Raw genomic sequence first — 15,371 nt, 5'->3', positions numbered from 1 at the left:
TATTATACATGCAGATTATAAAGTAATATGTGATAACATGGTAAAGAATATAACAGTTGGTATTTCGGATGAACTCTCGAATAAAATGGAAGAATTTAAAGAAGTCAATTGGTCGGCAATCACTCGACTTTGCATTGAACGATATATAAGTCAGAGATCTTCAGATAAATTTGAAAAAGCACTAGCAGAGGTGCAATTCAAGAAGGATATTGAATTTAAGCAGGGCTTTGATTTTCTCCTTGCTAATATTAAAAAAGTAAATTTCGACAAACTTGAATATGTTGCAAATTTTGATCCCACAGATCCATATGAACAAGATAATCTTCTCACTCATTTAAGAGAAATTGTTAGCGACATAAATCCTTCTTCAGTGGATCCTATAAATACACAGTTCCTCTACGGTATGCAGTCTTCTGTTAAAGAAATTCTTAAGAGGTCTTGGTAACTTGCAAGGATGGACTTTGATTAACAAGCATTCAAGTTTCCTTGGAAACTAAACACGATTTTAAAATCAAGTTTTGGAAACGGTTTCTAGCAATAATCGGGGGTAATTGAATGGATGAAAGTGAGAATAAAATCTTTAGAGATGGTTTCAAAAATAATGACAATTATGAAACAGTTGCAAAAAAAATCAACGACTATCGGCAGCAAAAAGGAGCAGGGAAGTGCTTTATTGTCCAGTCTCCTGGTGGAATTCCATATAGATATTCTGAATTAGGATTAATTTCAAAAGAAAAAGCAAAACAAGAACATAGTAATTTCAAAAAACAACAAAACAAAATGAGAAAAAAAGAGAGAACTAATTCAAATAATAAATCATGGTACAAACAAAGAAAGTTGGCATTAGAAAGGGATCTCAATAAATGCAAGATTTGTGAATCTACTGAAAAATTGCATGTCCATCATATAACGCCCTTTAAAAAATCAAAATCACACGAAATTAATAATTTGATTACTTTGTGTGGTCAATGTCATGTGATTGTAGGCAAAAATAAACTTTGGATTTCTGCTCATTGGGTAGACTATAGTCCAAAAAAGGTTTTTCATAACATCATCTCAAAATATTTGCACATCGTTTCTGGAATGGGATACGAAGTTGCTGTTGGTAAAGGATCCTCCTCATATAATGGCCCATTTTTAGTATGGAAAGTTGGGGAAAAGGGAACTTTAGACATTAAATACGATGAAAAGCTTGAGAAAAAATGAAAAGGTAAATCGATTTACTCTTTTTTTTACATACTTTTCTTATTTAATTGAAGAGTGGCATTTTTACAAGTTAACTATATCCCCGCACTTTTCTTTTGGGATATAGGTAAGTTGGAAAAACACTACGTTTTTGTATGATTATTTTCAAAATATTAAAAATACTAAATGTGGTTATAAAAAGAAAATATCATAATGTGGGGTAGTGACAAAACTTTTATTAATACAGCAACTTTCAAATTTTTTACCACTATCGCAAGGACAATAATATACAGTTTTTTTATCGCTAAATTGCTTTATTGGTATAAAATTATAGATGACTTTTACTTGCTAATTCCGCAGAGGATATTGACATTTATTGATAAAATCATAAATCATCCGAAATGGACTTTCTTCAACTTTCATTTTATCGTATTTAATCAGGATTATGCATCTCTTATCTCTAGGGAAAGGAGTAATCGCAATATGATCAAAGTCACCAATTTCTTGGGCTTCATAGAAACATAAGTTTCCCCAATATAACTCTCCAGATATATGATCACATTTTGAATTAAATGGTGATTCTCCACAAATAGAACACTTCAGTTTATTGACGCCCAAAGATATGCTCGCAAATAAATTATATGGATATAATTTCTCGATGAACAATAAATGTTCTAAGATTAATGAAAAATTGAGCAAATAATTTTGTTTAATGTCAGTAGTTAGTTTTTTGCAACAATCAAGAGCATTTTGTAATTTGTCCCATGATTCAGCATATTCCACATTTTCAGCAGATTCCCAAAAGTTCGCTATATTTTCTATTAAATCAAATATCATTATGGAATAAAATGTACAATTTGCAACATCTTCATTGTTATCATTTATACAATCCATTTTGAGAGATTTTGCAATTTCTTTGTTATATTTTGTTGATGCATATACTTTTTCATATTGTTTCTTAAAGAGATAATCTATAGTTTCTTTTATATTTGTAGATATTTCATCCCAGATGGGATATTTGTCAACATCCACACTACATAAATCATATAATTTGTTCATCATAAACTGATACCTACTCACTTATTTTTATCAGATATCGAAGAAAGTATTGTGTCTAAACTAGAAGCTGGACCGGTATATTTGATTTGAGTAGTATGCCCATTCTTTTTATCTTCCATAATTATGTTTAGCCTAACATCTAATGTGTCTTTTTTCATTTTATACTTGTATCGCACAAGAAGATAGGCTGAAATAAACTCAATTATTTTAGGGAGATATTGTGTTCCATAATCTAAAAACAAAACAGGTAGATCTACAAGATAGGAACGCTGGTCAAGCATGTGTTCCATGCCTTCATTTTCAAACAATGTAATTGAATTATCAGCAAATTCTTTTTTTAAAAGTTTATAAAAAGTCGGTGTCTCGGAAGTAAAAACACCTAAGCTATGATTTTGAACGGCAGAGTTTGGTAATATTAATATTTCCGAGTTATCAGCTTGTTCTTTTAAAGAAACACTCAATCCATCGAAAGCCAATAAATCTGCTTTTGTAATACTTATATCATTGATTTCGAGATTCATCTAACAAATTTAGAAAGCCATTCTATATATTGGTTATTATTGTGGAGTGCAATAAGATGAGTTTATTTTTACTAAATATTTAACTAGCTTAGTCTTAAAATTCAGCTTCTCTTCCTTCACATTCTTTTTTAACCTTATCAAATCGCTTCTATGCTTAATCCCATACTCTTTTGCTTCTTTAGGAGTCAGTTTCAAAATTAGATGTTTGATCTCTTCAACATCAACAAATTCCTGAGCCTTCTTTACATCCACTTCCTGTTCATCAATACTATTGGCTTCCTTGCCAATGTAAACAACACCATCAGCATGAACATGCTTCCTTTCAAGAACTCCAGAATCACCATCAAACTTGTGCTCAAGATGCTCCACATACTGCATAATTGTCCTACTCAACGGCTTGAAATAATGAGATCCTTCTTTGATTTTTCCATTTTCATAATCAATGAATGGCTCATAAACAGTCTTTTGAGGATCGTTTGAAAAAGGCATTAGAGATTTCGGCCTTTTTTCTCACAATGAATTTGAGAACCTGATATGGATCAAATGTTAGCGTTCCTAATGATACTGTACCTTTGAAGAGGATTGCCCCCCTTAGTCCTCTTTTTCAATTGAAAATGAAATCTTGTCGAGGACACGGTGATATTTGTCTACCAGCTCATCTCGTTCGTTTGCCCCGATGAAGATGTCTGCAAGTTCGTAGCTGTAGCTGTCCTGCATCTGGAGTTCTGAGAGTTGTTTTCCCTCACTTACATGTGGATTTATGATGGTTCCCGGTATTTCCCTGGCAATTGATTCTATCTCCTCTCTGGAAGGAGCCTTTACTACTTTTCCGGGTTCAAAGGTCCTGTGCATAAATTTTGCGGCATAATTGAACTGTCCTTGCCATTCCAGTTGATCCGGTTTCCTGCCAAGAGCAATCTGCAGCATGACACGGTGGTGGGAGATGCCGTGTACCTTTTCAAAAAGGTCTGCGTGCGATTGGGAGATCCTTGGGTTTATCTCCAGTAAATATACCTCATTGCAGGAGGGTTCATAGAAAAATTCTACATTGAACACTGACTGGTCCAGACCTATATGTTTGATAACCTGCTTGCATACCCGGGACATCTGATCCTGCACTCTATTCGGGAGAGATGAGGGGTATTCGTAGCGTGAGAACGAGGAAAAGTGCTGGTCCTTGATCGAATCAACAATTCCGTAGATCACCACGTCACCATTGAAGACGTAGCCTTCAAGTGTACACTGATGTCCTGAGAGCGTTTTTTCGACAAGACAACTTTCTCTCATGTTTGCGATTTTTGGCGGCATATTGTATCTTTTCAGCAGATAGAGGAATGGTTCATGGATAAAATTGATATTTTCACGTAGCTCCTTGATGTGTTCATGGAACTGATCCCTGTTCTTGATCCTGAATGCCAGAAATGACTTGAACGATCTGAATGGCTTGATCCAGAAAGGCGGTTCCAACTCGATAGAGGCAAGGGGATCCTCCTCAAAGGGATCGAATGCACAAAATTCCGGGATGTTGTCAGGGATGACCTGCTGTTGTTCAAGCCGACTCCAGTATTTGTGCTGGCATTTAAAGATACTCTCCGGACTTGGTCCCGGCACCCCAAAAGTTTTGGCAAGGATGGGAACAAGGTCTGTGGCGGGGAAATCAAAGTAGCTGACAACGGCATGGATGCCGCCGGGAGTCTCTTTGATCCTGCGCTCAGCAGTAGTTATCAGTGCAGCCATATCGTAGCCGGGAACGTTTCTGATCTCGTTGATATCCAAAGCTGCATGAAAATTACATTCAGTTGCTTCTGGGAGCTTCTTCAATTTTTCAAGATTAAATGAGTCCATGCCTACGATAAATACGTTCTTTTTCATACACTCGCCCTCACATCATTTCCCGTGGAATCGCTTCATCCCAACTTTTACTGAAGATCCTGACATCACCCTCGTATGCATCCAGTGTCGCACGAATGTAAAAGTGTGTGCGGGTCGATATCAGGATCGTCCTGGTAATGCTGATGGCATGCCAGTCTCCCCGCTTCAGGCTGCGTGTTGTCAGGACCTCACCCCGTACAGTGTCGTAGTTATTATTGCAATACGTATAGGTCTCTGTGGAATCTTTTTTCATCTCCAGATCGATCTCATCCAGGCGTATCTTTGCATCCTTGTTGATGATCTTCTGCGTCACATCATTGGTCGCTAGATTGTGTGTGACGGTCCATTCCCTATGTGCCGGTGCAAGAAGTGTCGTTGGTACCGACTCTGCCATCACCGGTTGTCCCATGTCTGGAAGTTTACTGTCCACATCGCTTTTTGGGCGGACTGGAAGGAACAACCTTCCTCCTGACCGGACGGTCAGATTCGGGGGCTCAGGGCTTGGCCATACAAGGGGCCAGTAGGATGTCGAAACGGCAACACTTATCTTATTCCCTGCAGGGAATTTCTGTGCGACGTGGTTCATCCGCACCCGGACCTTATAGGTGTGGTTAACCTCAAGCTCCTGCGGGCATTCATGCCCATCCCTGTGTGTGAGATTCAGGAGTCCATATGTCACCCGGGTAGATGTGCCTTCCCGACACACATCATTGAGCCGAATTGCAACCATGGCGATCGGTTTATCTGAGCTGAGCTCAAGTTCAACCTCTGGAGCGCCAAGGATCTCAATATCTTCCTCGAGTTCAGGACTGTTGAACACAAGTGCTCCTCCATCTTCTTCACTCTGATCGTTCGGCAGGTCGGTTGATTCCGAATAGGAGTACCATTTCCCTGCAAAAAGACCGACACTTAGAGGGCTCATGATCCGCATTTCTGAATCATTAATATCCGCAATTTCCACTGGTTCGAGATGGACCTTGCCGGGAGATAAGATAAATTCCTGCATTTCTATGTTAGGGGATGGCCACGCATTTTCTGCTATCCAGTGACCTGGCCGTTTGGCAATGATCGGCGAGACGCTGTCCTGCATCCAGGCACGAAGCATTGGTTCATCGTTTTCCCCTGTATCAATATCCTTGAGCCACCTATCCCACCATCGCACTGCCTCATTTAAAAAATCAGTTGCAGGACCAGGTCCACCTAAATGAGGATATTTGTGTCCCCATCCACCGATCAGCGCCTTCTTTGGTACATCCAGATTTTCCAGAAGCCGAAAAACTGTGTTTGAATAGCCGTCAGCCCAGCCGCTAACCGCAAAGACCGGGCACTTGATAGCCTCGTAATTCTCTGCTACCGATGCGTGTTTCCAGTAATCGTCCCTGTGCTGATGATCAAGCCATTTCTTGAGCCACAGTCCACTCCCTTCGAGCCGCTCCAACCACATATCTTTCCACCGTTCGCCGACGATGGCCGGATCAGGTGGAATGGAGTTATAGGAGAACATTGTGGACGCCCATGACAGGTTGTCCGTCAGCATGCATCCGCCCATATAGTGAACATCGTCTGTGTAGCGATCGTCGGACGAGCAGATGGTGATAATAGCTTTTAACTCTGGAGGGTTCATTGCAGCTATCTGAAGTCCGTTGAATCCGCCCCATGAGATCCCAATTATTCCGATCTTTCCTGTACACCAGGACTGTTTTGCTGCCCACCGCAATATTTCCACACCATCGTCCAGTTCCTGATGGAGATATTCGTCCTTGAGAATACCTTCCGAATCTCCGCTTCCTCTCAGGTCGACCCGAAGGCAGGCATATCCTTTCTGTGCAAAATATCTGTGTATCTGGGAATCACGTACCGCTTTAAAATCCCGCTTCCTGTATGGAATATATTCCAGTATAGCCGGAACGGGATTCTTTTCCGCATCTTCCGGCAACCATATCTTTGCTGCAAGATCACATCCATCTGGCATTGTTATCCAGACATTTTCAAGTTCCTTAACTGGTGCATTAGCTGATCGAGTCGTCTCTATACCCCCATACTCCATTTATAAGGTCATCATAAGAGCATAAATAGGTATTGACGGATTATTCCTGCGGAGAAAAAGGCTATCTTTTTAACTTCAAATGGTTATGCTCTACCTGAATCTGAATGTCTGAGAGCCATCAATTCAGTTGGTCTCGATGCACATGTTGGTTTCCTTCATGAGATGAACCAGAGTAAGTACAGTCTTGCTTAGTGATGATGAAAGGGAGAACATCATCTATAAGTTACTGGAATTTCCTCAGAAAATCGCTGAACAGATGAGTGTGGCTGGAACTGGGTAGTCTATCATGAAATAATAATTCCATGACAATATTTTGATCAATAACGCCCTTGAGTCTGTTATCTTTGTCAACCACGGGAAAATTATGAAAACGATGTTTTCCGATCAGTTCGAGCGTATCATCAATAGAAGTCTCCACAGGTATGGTTATCACTTCCCGGGTCATGATCTCGCTGATCTTTCTATTTGTACACTGCTTTGATATCTGGAACTCGCTTTTATATTTTGGATTTCCCGATTCTTTTGTAACATCAGATGCCATATCCCCATATCTCCTCTGAATAAATTCTATAAGTGCCTATATATAAGCAATCTTATTATTGTATTTCCCATCCAAAGGCAGGTCGAAGTATACAATTTGGAAATTACCGTCTCATTTGCTCTTATGATAATCTCTTTCGGGAAAACAAAATGCTTAGACCCTGATCAGCCCAAGTAAACCCAAAGTATAGAGAAATATTATCAAAAATGCAGCAGTTGCCTCTCTTTTAGTCCATCCTTTCTCTCCGTTCATAAGTCCTTTCAATGCGGATATGTAACTTATGAGTTGATCCTTCCCATGATATTTTGCTTTCCTTGCTTCTTTGACTTCGGCGATCGACAGGCATATCCAGAGAAGGAAAACGTATCCTGCTATCAGGGAAAGTAGTGAAAAATCCGGATGTGACCATGTTCCAAGTGTTTCTCCTGCAATTTCATTAAGAAGAGTGAAGAATCCTGTAAAGTATGCAAGTCTTAACAGGCTTAAATTTCTAAACAGCATAAATGAAGCTATAAATTTAATAGATATGATCAGGGGGTTCTTTGTCAGATCAAAGAATATGAAATCTGCCAGTATAAGCAGAATAAAACTTAAGATGACAAAATGATCTGTAAAATGGAACAAATTAGATCTTGAATATTGTTTTTCGAATATCTTCCAGAGATTGTGAGCTGACCAGAATATTGCTCCATACCCGGGTAATATCCAGAGCGGAACATTTCCTACTACACCACTGATGTATGTGAAATATCCGTATTGTACTCCCAATAATTCATGTATGAAACCAAAAATGGATGCTATCAAAAGCAACGTTTTTCCTTCAATTTTGCTGTTCTTCCAAAAAACGATCCATAATACAGAGAGTATAACTGCAGGAGCAAATTCATCCTTTGTCTGAATATAATATACAAGAATACCAAGTATTGTACAAAGCATGAACAGGAAAAAGTACAATGGAGTATTGACAAGTATTCTGCTTTTGTTTTCAATATATTTCAGGGGGAAGAATCCACTCATAAACGTTTCTCCTTGATCTTAGACTGATAGTCGTTCCAATTTTCATCTTAATAAGTAATTCTAACAAGCTGAAATAGATCATCTGTTAATGTTTCTAATTATACTGTGCCACTAAAGGTTATCTGATAGGGGTGTCGGGCATAGCGAGAGCTATCATCCCAATTCTTCGACCTCTCCTTTACATGAGTGTTGAGAGCAAAATTAAAAATTACTTCCATCTCTTTAATTTTGGAATATTCCGTTGGCTAAGCTTTTTTGCCTCTTCCAGAGGCATAATTCCATATTCATCCATTGCTTTGGAACACAGGTCGATCATTTCTTCCAAAGTAATGTCAGGTTGTGTGAACTTGCCATTCTGGTAGCAATAATTGCAATATTCTTCACTCGTTGAGCCATCGGCATTGGTTCCAAAATCTTCGTATTTCTCCAAAGGCATTCCACAACTCTGGCAAAAGACCATACCTTCCAGTTCTTCCATATCCATGTTTTACCCCTACTCCATTAGTTAAGTACCCATTTAATCAGAGTACAGCAGTCTATATCAATTCGACTGTAGAAAAATATGATACTTGGTCTTAACAACACTCTCCCAATTTCTCTAACCGCTCCCGGACATGATTGTTAAGGTAAACGATTCATAACTTTTAGCATTCTGCTTCATGTAATTCAAAGTGCCCTTAGAGAATCCCATCTTCTTCCATTTAGTATAAGATATGTCAAGGATCTTCTTCCTCAACAGATCGAAATCATCCCTTTCACCCACATAAACAAGTTTCATGAACTCAACAACTTTCCTTTTCCCAACAAGATGATGGCTTAACTCCCTTGTCTTCATCAATAGAACAGAACCCTAGGAAGTGTTCTTCCCTCTATACTCAACCTTGCTGTTCATCATAGCATTGAACTCAGCAGTAACTTCCCTTGCTTCTGTTGATCTTAACATCAAGGAAAAGCTCTCATTCCTCACAAAATACCCTGATAACATTGACCCATATAACTCAGACAAAGGATGAGAGGATATTTATAGACAGAAAATCCTAAAGATATTGGGGGTTTAAATGCTTAGATTGAGATTCCACGGCAGGGGTGGCCAGGGAGCAAAGGTTGCCAGCAGAGTGCTCGGGACAGCCGCATTTCTGGACGGATACAATGCTCAGGATTTCCCATTGTATGGGGCTGAAAAAAGGGGGGCACCGATTACCGCCTTCACCCGCATATCCAGAGAGAACATCATGGAGCGGGGCGTAATATCAGAGCCGGATATTGTAATAGTTATGGACGAAACCCTTCTGTCAGATCTCCAGGCTATGCCGTTATCAGGACTTAAAATGGGTGGAATCATTTTTGTCAACACTCCCAATAGTCCTCTGGAAACCAAGGAAAGGTACAATATTGCAGATCATGTGATAACACTGGATATAACAAAGATCAGCCTTGATATGATCGGAAACCCCGTCCTCAGCGGCCTTGCAGCTGCTGTTGCCTCCAGGATCGTCGGTATTGGAGAGGATGCTTTTAGGGGTGCCGTGGAAAAGGAGCTATCCGGGATCATATCGGACAGGGAACTTTTAGTAAAAAATACAGAGGCTGCCCTTTATTGTTACAATGCCATCATGCCGGTCCAGATAAAAGCTGCTGAGAGCATCCGGGAAGGGGAGAATGTTATCACCATACCTTTCGAAACTGCTCTTGTATCCAGTCCTGCCATAAATGCTACCGGCAATACCCCTCTGCGAAGAACGGGAAACTGGCGGGTATTCAGACCTGTCTGGGATTATGAAGTCTGCACCAGGTGCATGACCTGTGTTGCCAGGTGTCCTGATGGTTGTATCCATGTAAATGAAGACGGATATCCATACGCAGATTACGACAATTGTAAGGGATGTCTGATATGCGTAGAGGAATGCCCGGCAAAGGCCATCAATAAAGTGCGGGAGATGCATTCCCGCTCCGGAGAGGGGGATCGATAATGGGAAAAGAAATGCTTACCGGTAACGGTGCCGCTGCCTGGGGAGTTCGGCTGGCAGAAGTGGATTATATTCCGGCCTATCCTATAACTCCCCAGACAGAGATCATCGAGACAATTGCAAAGTGGATATCCGACGGGTCTATGGGTGCGAGTTTTGTTACCATGGACTCGGAACATTCCATGGTCACGGCAGCCGGTGCTGCTTCAGCCACAGGGGTCAGGGCCTTCACAACCACATCCAGCCAGGGGCTTTTGTATGGTTTTGAGATGCTCTATACAGTGGCAGGATGGCGGGTCCCTCTGGTGATGGTAAACGTATCGAGGGGTTTATCCTCACCGATCACCCTTGGGCCGGACCATAACGATATTCTGGCAGTCCGGGATTCGGGATTCTTGCAGATACATTGCGAGACCTGCCAGGAGGTACTTGATTCGATCCTGATGGCATACAAACTGGCAGAAGATGAACGGGTGCTCTTGCCGGTCATGGTGAACATGGACGGTTTTTACCTCTCATTTACCAGAGAAAACGTGGAGATCCCGGATGTAGGGACGGTCAGAAGTTTCCTGTCGGAATACCAGCCGGAACATGCCTTTTTCAAGGCAGGTCAGCCCATGGCCCAGGGAGTGGCGGTCCTTGGCGGAGAGTTCTATTCCTATTTCAAATACCAAATGCATCTTGCAAGTCAGAATGCACTGGATGTCTACAAGGAAGTGTGCAGTGAATTCGAAAAGAAATTTGACAGGAAATACGGCACTATTGAAGAATATATGCTGGAAGATGCCGAATATGTCCTTGTCATGACAAACTCTTTTTCCACCCTTGGGAAAGCTGCCGTGAAAAGAGCACGAGAGAAAGGGATCAAGGCCGGATTATTGAGGCTGAGGGTCCTGAGACCATTTCCGGACCCTGATATAAAGAATGCATTGAAAGGGAAAAAGGCTGTGGCTGTCATAGACCAGAACATCAGCGTAGGCAAGGGAGGGATCATCTATTCAGAGATAGGCGGTTGCCTGTTCAATGAGAAAAACAGGCCCCTTTTGCTCTCTTTCATTGGAGGGCTTGGGGGGAAAAACATCAGTCAGGAAGAATTCGAGTTTATCTTTGACAAAATTATCAGTGCAGTGGATACGGAAATTGTAGAGCCTCCTTATCTCTTGTATACGGAAAATGAGTGGAAAGAGATGACAAAATTGAAAGAGACCGCAGGGAAGGAATAAAGATATGGATACAGCAACCATCAGATCCATAAGGGAGCTACCACCCGAAGAGAACATGTTACCAGGAACTCCTGCATGTGCAGGTTGTGGTGGTCTCCTCACGCTGAGGCATTGCCTGAAGGCACTGGGGGAAAAGATCGTTATCGTAAATGCTGCAGGCTGTTTTACCCTCCTTTCCATATATCCCTTCACACCATTCAAGAATTCCTGGCTTTATACGGCAATGGCCTGTGCACCTGCCGGAGCCCAGGGGGTTCGGGATGCTCTGGATATATTGATCAAAAAGGGAAAAATAGAACCGGAAGAGGATCTGAAGGTAGTTGTGCTGACCGGTGACGGTTCTGCATACGATATGGCTCTCTCGTCCACATCCGGGGCCATTTATCGCAACCTGGATTTCTATTATATTTGTTATGATAACGAGGCGTATGGGAATACCGGATTCCAGCACTCAGGGGCGACACCCTTTGCGTCAAGGACGGGAACTACCCCGCCCGGAAGGACGAGACCAGTTGGCTCACAGCTCCAAAAGAAGAACCTGTTTGATATCTGGAACAGTCACAGACCGCCCTACCTTGCAACCATCTCACCGGCTTATCCTGTTGACCTGATAAACAAGTTCAGAAAAGCCGAACAATTTAAAGGTCCAAAACTTTTCATATCCCATACCCCCTGCCCACCTGGATGGGGATTTGATCCATCCAACTCCGTCAGACTTGCAAAGTTGTCAGTTGAGACAGGGCTCTGGCCATTAAAAGAATCTGTTCATGGTAAGGTGGAACATACATTTGTCCCAAAGAAATTCAAGCCTGTGGAAGATTACCTGAAAGAGCAGGAAAAATTCGCCCATCTTTTCAAACCGGTAAGACAGGAGGATACCCTGAAAAGTATGCAGGAGATGGTGAATGGGTACTGGAGACGATATAAGCTTCTTCCTTAACCCCATATCCATAGCCATTGTTTGGGCATGACATTCTCCCACGATAGGAAAAGGTCATCCCATTTGGTCATTATACGAATCCCGGAGCTGACGAGAACAGGGACCATCGTCTATAACCCATAGCTTTACGGATTCTCTGCAGAGCAAGGTCCACAGCAGCTTCCCTGGGAAGTATACCTTTGCTTGTCGATTCCTTCAACACCAATCTGGTATTGGTACGCAGCTTCTCCTCTATGGCCTGTAGTGTTGCACATTCGCTGGCTCCCTCATACTCCATGGCAGCGCAGATCACCCCGCCTGCATTGGCAATGAAATCCGGAACACATAGGATCCCTTTTTCGTGAAGGTATTCCTCAGCTCCAGGGGTGATGGGTATGTTGGCACCTTCGACCACAAGCTTTGTTCTCAGACGATGAACATTATCCTTATTCAGAACATCAGGGCGGGCTGCCGGGATCCAGATGTCACAATCAATGTCTATAACCGCATCACGCTCAAGCCTCTCCCCTTCAGGATGATCGAACACACTTCCTCCGGCTTCCTTCAAAGTGATCAATGCATCAACATTAAGCCCTTCAGGGTTGTATATGGTGCCCAGGGAATCCGCCACTGCCACCAGTACGGCCCCATTTTCCGTAAGGAAGCGGGCTGCATTCTTACCCACTGCACCAAATCCCTGAACTACAATTCGAGCCCCTTCCAGTTTGAAGTCACAGAATTCCAGGGCAACTTCCGTGGCATGCCTGAGACCCCACCCGGTAGCCCCTATCTCATCCAGGGGAATTCCACCGAGCACTCTGGGCAGCCCCGCCGCCCTGCCGATCTCATCCTTCACACAGGCCATGCAATCCTCATCCGTACCCATGTCCGGGGCAAAGATGTACTCCTTAATTTCTCTCAGTGAGGAAGCCAGTGCTCTTATAAGTTCGATCTTTTTTTCAGGTGCCATCTTCGGGTCACCATAGACAACAGCCTTTCCCCCGCCATAGGGAAGACCTGCGGCTGCATTCTTCAGTGTCATAGCCCTTGCAAGACGAAAACACTCCTCTGTGCTAACATCTGGAGCCATGCGTACCCCTCCAATGGAAGGCCCGGCTGCCACATTATCCACCACCAACACCGCCTTCAGTCCAACAGACGGCTCGTATATATGGATGATCTTGCTCGGTCCAAGCTCATCCGCAAATCGAAAGATATCTTCCGTATCAACCCCTCCCTTTAAAATCTCCTGATCCACAAGATTACAGGACATTATACTGTATTTTCTCTCTCCTGGATAATAATATTTGTCAATCGACCGCCTTTTCAATCTTTATTTTAATCCGCTCTCTCCCACAGTCCCTTTTCCTTTAGCTTTTCGATCACATCCCTTTTTATCTCAAACTCGGTGGTCCTGAGTTCTCTGCGCTTGATCTTGCCACTGATGGTCTTTGGAAGTTCCCTGACAAACTCGACCTCCCTTGGATACTTATATGGTGCAGTCACCTCTTTGACATGCTGCTGGATACCCTTAATAAGTTCTTCAGATGGCTCGTACCCCTTCCTCAGGACTACAAAAACCTTAACAACCTCTCCTCTTATCGGGTCCGGACTCGGGATCATAGCAGATTCAAGAACTGCCTCATGCGAATCGACTGCACTTTCAACCTCAAATGGGCCGATCCTGTACCCCGAGCTTATACAGATATCATCAGCCCTTGATTCAAACCATATATATCCGGCTTCATCTATCATTGCAAGGTCACCGGTCAAATACCAGTTTCCAACGAAACATTCAGCAGTTTTTCCCGGTTTGTTGTGATATCCTTTGAAAAGCATCGGATGATCCCTTGCGACAGCAATTGTTCCTTTTTCGCCTGAGCGTAACTTTTCACCTGTCTCAGGATCGACGATCGCCCCCTCGACCCCGGGTGTAAACCTGCCCATGGAACCGGGTTTTATCTCCATCCCGGGCAAATTGCAGGCGATGACACAGGTTTCCGTTTGTCCGTATCCCTCTCGCACAGATACCCCGAACTTTTCGTCGAAGAACTTAACGATGCCAGGTGTGCAGGGCTCCCCGGCAGTTAAAATAACCTTCAAGTCCTCCAGATCGTATCTCAGGTCCGCATCCTCGATCGTTGCCATGGCCCTGAGTTCCGTTGGGGTCAGACATGCCCTGTTTATCTTCCATCTATCAAGCAGCTCAAACCATTTTTCAGGCTCAAATCTACCCGAGTAATGGAAGTTGGTGGCTCCTGCATTTAATACAGCCCCGAATGGTCCCCAATACCATTTTGCCCATCCGGGTTCTGTTGTAGCCCAGCATAGCTCGTCTGATTGAGTATTCCACCAATAATATCTATTCAGCCTGTCGAAGCAGTACATCAATGAATGGGTATGCAATACTCCCTTTGGTACGCCCGTAGTCCCGGAGGTGTAGTTGATGGCTAAAGGGTCACTTGCGGTAAGTGGTTCGATCCTCAGGTCTCTCGACGCAGAATAAATTTCCTGTTGATAATCTCTCCATCCTTCCCTCTGACCTGAAAAGAAAAGGTTGATAACCGGGATTTTGTCTTTTATTGCATCTACCTCATCAGCAACTGCCGGATCATCTGTTATCAAAGCCTTTACTCCGGCATCCAGTATCCTATATTCTATATCTTTACCCCTGAGCATAATTGTACCGGGAACGACAACGCCACCTATTGCCCAGATACCGATACTTACAGCATAAACATCCGTTCTCCTGGGAAGTATTACCAGAACCCGATCACCTTTATGGATGCCTGAACCCTGAAGGACATTTCCAAACCTCATGACATTGTCCCATACCTCCCAGTACGCTGCTTTCTCAACCATCCCGTCCGGATGCTCGGTAATTGCCAGCAACTTTGTTCTATCCTTTGCCCATCTCTTAATGGTATCAACAAAATTGTAATCTTCAGGAATATCCCAATTGAACTTCCTTCTCTCCTCTTCATAGTCGAATGCTGCCTTTTCCTTCCCCATTTAATTAT

Annotated in this window: 19 protein-coding genes; 7 read left to right on the top strand and 12 right to left on the bottom strand. The window is 42.8% G+C overall.

All coding sequences use genetic code 11. From position 1 onward, the window contains the following. Window positions 1-37 precede the first annotated feature (37 nt). Together E7X56_RS03310 and E7X56_RS03305 are read left to right on the top strand one after the other, a co-directional pair. The gene (locus E7X56_RS03310; RefSeq protein WP_135604816.1) at window positions 38-445 is read left to right on the top strand and encodes a hypothetical protein; all 408 of its coding nucleotides are present in this window, start codon (window positions 38-40) and stop codon (window positions 443-445) included. Window positions 446-555: 110 nt separating this feature from the next. Further along, window positions 556-1,206: an HNH endonuclease gene (locus tag E7X56_RS03305; RefSeq protein WP_135604813.1), complete on the top strand. Its 651-nt coding sequence runs from the start codon at window positions 556-558 to the stop codon at window positions 1,204-1,206. Between the two features lie 171 nt (window positions 1,207-1,377). On the opposite strand, the gene E7X56_RS12285 is transcribed toward E7X56_RS03305, so the two are convergent. The 6 genes from E7X56_RS12285 to E7X56_RS03275 all read right to left on the bottom strand — a co-directional run bounded on the left by E7X56_RS12285 (window position 1,378) and on the right by E7X56_RS03275 (window position 6,684). Next, window positions 1,378-1,503, bottom strand: coding sequence for an SEC-C metal-binding domain-containing protein (locus E7X56_RS12285; RefSeq protein WP_371413343.1), 126 nt, complete (start codon window positions 1,501-1,503; stop codon window positions 1,378-1,380). A 30-nt stretch (window positions 1,504-1,533) separates the two neighbouring features. Continuing rightward, window positions 1,534-2,247, bottom strand: coding sequence for a hypothetical protein (locus E7X56_RS03295; RefSeq protein WP_135604811.1), 714 nt, complete (start codon window positions 2,245-2,247; stop codon window positions 1,534-1,536). Between the two features lie 14 nt (window positions 2,248-2,261). Next, window positions 2,262-2,765 (bottom strand): hypothetical protein, encoded by a 504-nt coding sequence (locus tag E7X56_RS03290; RefSeq protein WP_135604809.1) that lies wholly within the window; start codon window positions 2,763-2,765, stop codon window positions 2,262-2,264. A gap of 36 nt (window positions 2,766-2,801) precedes the next feature. Beyond that, window positions 2,802-3,254 (bottom strand): hypothetical protein, encoded by a 453-nt coding sequence (locus tag E7X56_RS03285; RefSeq protein ID WP_244603383.1) that lies wholly within the window; start codon window positions 3,252-3,254, stop codon window positions 2,802-2,804. A gap of 102 nt (window positions 3,255-3,356) precedes the next feature. Then, the gene (locus tag E7X56_RS03280) at window positions 3,357-4,637 is read right to left on the bottom strand and encodes an acetyl-CoA carboxylase biotin carboxylase subunit family protein (RefSeq protein ID WP_135604807.1); all 1,281 of its coding nucleotides are present in this window, start codon (window positions 4,635-4,637) and stop codon (window positions 3,357-3,359) included. Window positions 4,638-4,647: 10 nt separating this feature from the next. Then, window positions 4,648-6,684, bottom strand: a complete 2,037-nt coding sequence (locus E7X56_RS03275; RefSeq protein ID WP_135604805.1) for a CocE/NonD family hydrolase — start codon at window positions 6,682-6,684, stop codon at window positions 4,648-4,650. Between the two features lie 39 nt (window positions 6,685-6,723). Here E7X56_RS03275 and E7X56_RS12165 point away from each other — a divergent pair, with 39 nt between their 5' ends. Next, window positions 6,724-6,876, top strand: a complete 153-nt coding sequence (locus E7X56_RS12165) for a CRISPR-associated endonuclease Cas1 (protein ID WP_371413342.1) — start codon at window positions 6,724-6,726, stop codon at window positions 6,874-6,876. A gap of 31 nt (window positions 6,877-6,907) precedes the next feature. Here E7X56_RS12165 and E7X56_RS03265 read toward each other — a convergent pair whose 3' ends face one another. The 4 genes from E7X56_RS03265 to E7X56_RS11940 form a co-directional block, all read right to left on the bottom strand. Continuing rightward, complete coding sequence (locus tag E7X56_RS03265) at window positions 6,908-7,225, bottom strand: CBS domain-containing protein (RefSeq protein ID WP_135604803.1); 318 nt, start codon at window positions 7,223-7,225, stop codon at window positions 6,908-6,910. A gap of 153 nt (window positions 7,226-7,378) precedes the next feature. Then, a complete protein-coding gene (locus tag E7X56_RS03260; protein ID WP_135604801.1) occupies window positions 7,379-8,242 on the bottom strand; it encodes a hypothetical protein in 864 nt (287 codons plus the stop codon). A gap of 208 nt (window positions 8,243-8,450) precedes the next feature. Continuing rightward, entirely contained in the window at window positions 8,451-8,726 is a 276-nt protein-coding gene (locus tag E7X56_RS03255; protein WP_210409233.1) for a zinc ribbon domain-containing protein, read from the bottom strand. 114 nt (window positions 8,727-8,840) lie between these two features. Continuing rightward, window positions 8,841-9,077 carry a hypothetical protein gene (locus E7X56_RS11940; RefSeq protein WP_210409232.1) on the bottom strand — a complete coding sequence of 79 codons (237 nt, stop codon included), beginning with the start codon at window positions 9,075-9,077 and terminating at the stop codon, window positions 8,841-8,843. 46 nt (window positions 9,078-9,123) lie between these two features. Between E7X56_RS11940 and E7X56_RS12160 the strand changes: the two genes are divergently transcribed. The 4 genes from E7X56_RS12160 to E7X56_RS03235 are packed head-to-tail and all read left to right on the top strand — an operon-like array spanning window position 9,124 to window position 12,372. After that, on the top strand, window positions 9,124-9,255 hold the full coding sequence (locus tag E7X56_RS12160) for a hypothetical protein (RefSeq protein ID WP_256360040.1): 132 nt from the start codon (window positions 9,124-9,126) through the stop codon (window positions 9,253-9,255). Between the two features lie 45 nt (window positions 9,256-9,300). Continuing rightward, complete coding sequence (locus E7X56_RS03245; RefSeq protein WP_135604799.1) at window positions 9,301-10,212, top strand: 2-oxoacid:acceptor oxidoreductase family protein; 912 nt, start codon at window positions 9,301-9,303, stop codon at window positions 10,210-10,212. Further along, window positions 10,212-11,432, top strand: coding sequence for a pyruvate synthase (locus tag E7X56_RS03240; protein WP_135604797.1), 1,221 nt, complete (start codon window positions 10,212-10,214; stop codon window positions 11,430-11,432). Before E7X56_RS03245 ends, E7X56_RS03240 begins: the two co-directional genes overlap by 1 nt. 4 nt (window positions 11,433-11,436) lie before the next feature. Beyond that, entirely contained in the window at window positions 11,437-12,372 is a 936-nt protein-coding gene (locus E7X56_RS03235; RefSeq protein WP_135604794.1) for a thiamine pyrophosphate-dependent enzyme, read from the top strand. Window positions 12,373-12,442: 70 nt separating this feature from the next. On the opposite strand, the gene E7X56_RS03230 is transcribed toward E7X56_RS03235, so the two are convergent. Both E7X56_RS03230 and E7X56_RS03225 read right to left on the bottom strand, forming a co-directional pair. Further along, window positions 12,443-13,624: a Glu/Leu/Phe/Val dehydrogenase gene (locus E7X56_RS03230; RefSeq protein WP_244603382.1), complete on the bottom strand. Its 1,182-nt coding sequence runs from the start codon at window positions 13,622-13,624 to the stop codon at window positions 12,443-12,445. A 65-nt stretch (window positions 13,625-13,689) separates the two neighbouring features. After that, the gene (locus E7X56_RS03225) at window positions 13,690-15,363 is read right to left on the bottom strand and encodes an acyl-CoA synthetase (RefSeq protein WP_135604792.1); all 1,674 of its coding nucleotides are present in this window, start codon (window positions 15,361-15,363) and stop codon (window positions 13,690-13,692) included. Between the last annotated feature and the right edge of the window lie 8 nt (window positions 15,364-15,371).

It is taken from the genome of Methanococcoides sp. NM1, assembly GCF_900774285.1.
In the GTDB taxonomy this organism is placed as follows: Archaea; Halobacteriota; Methanosarcinia; order Methanosarcinales; family Methanosarcinaceae; genus Methanococcoides; species Methanococcoides vulcani.
This window is presented reverse-complemented; position numbering and strand designations above follow the sequence as displayed.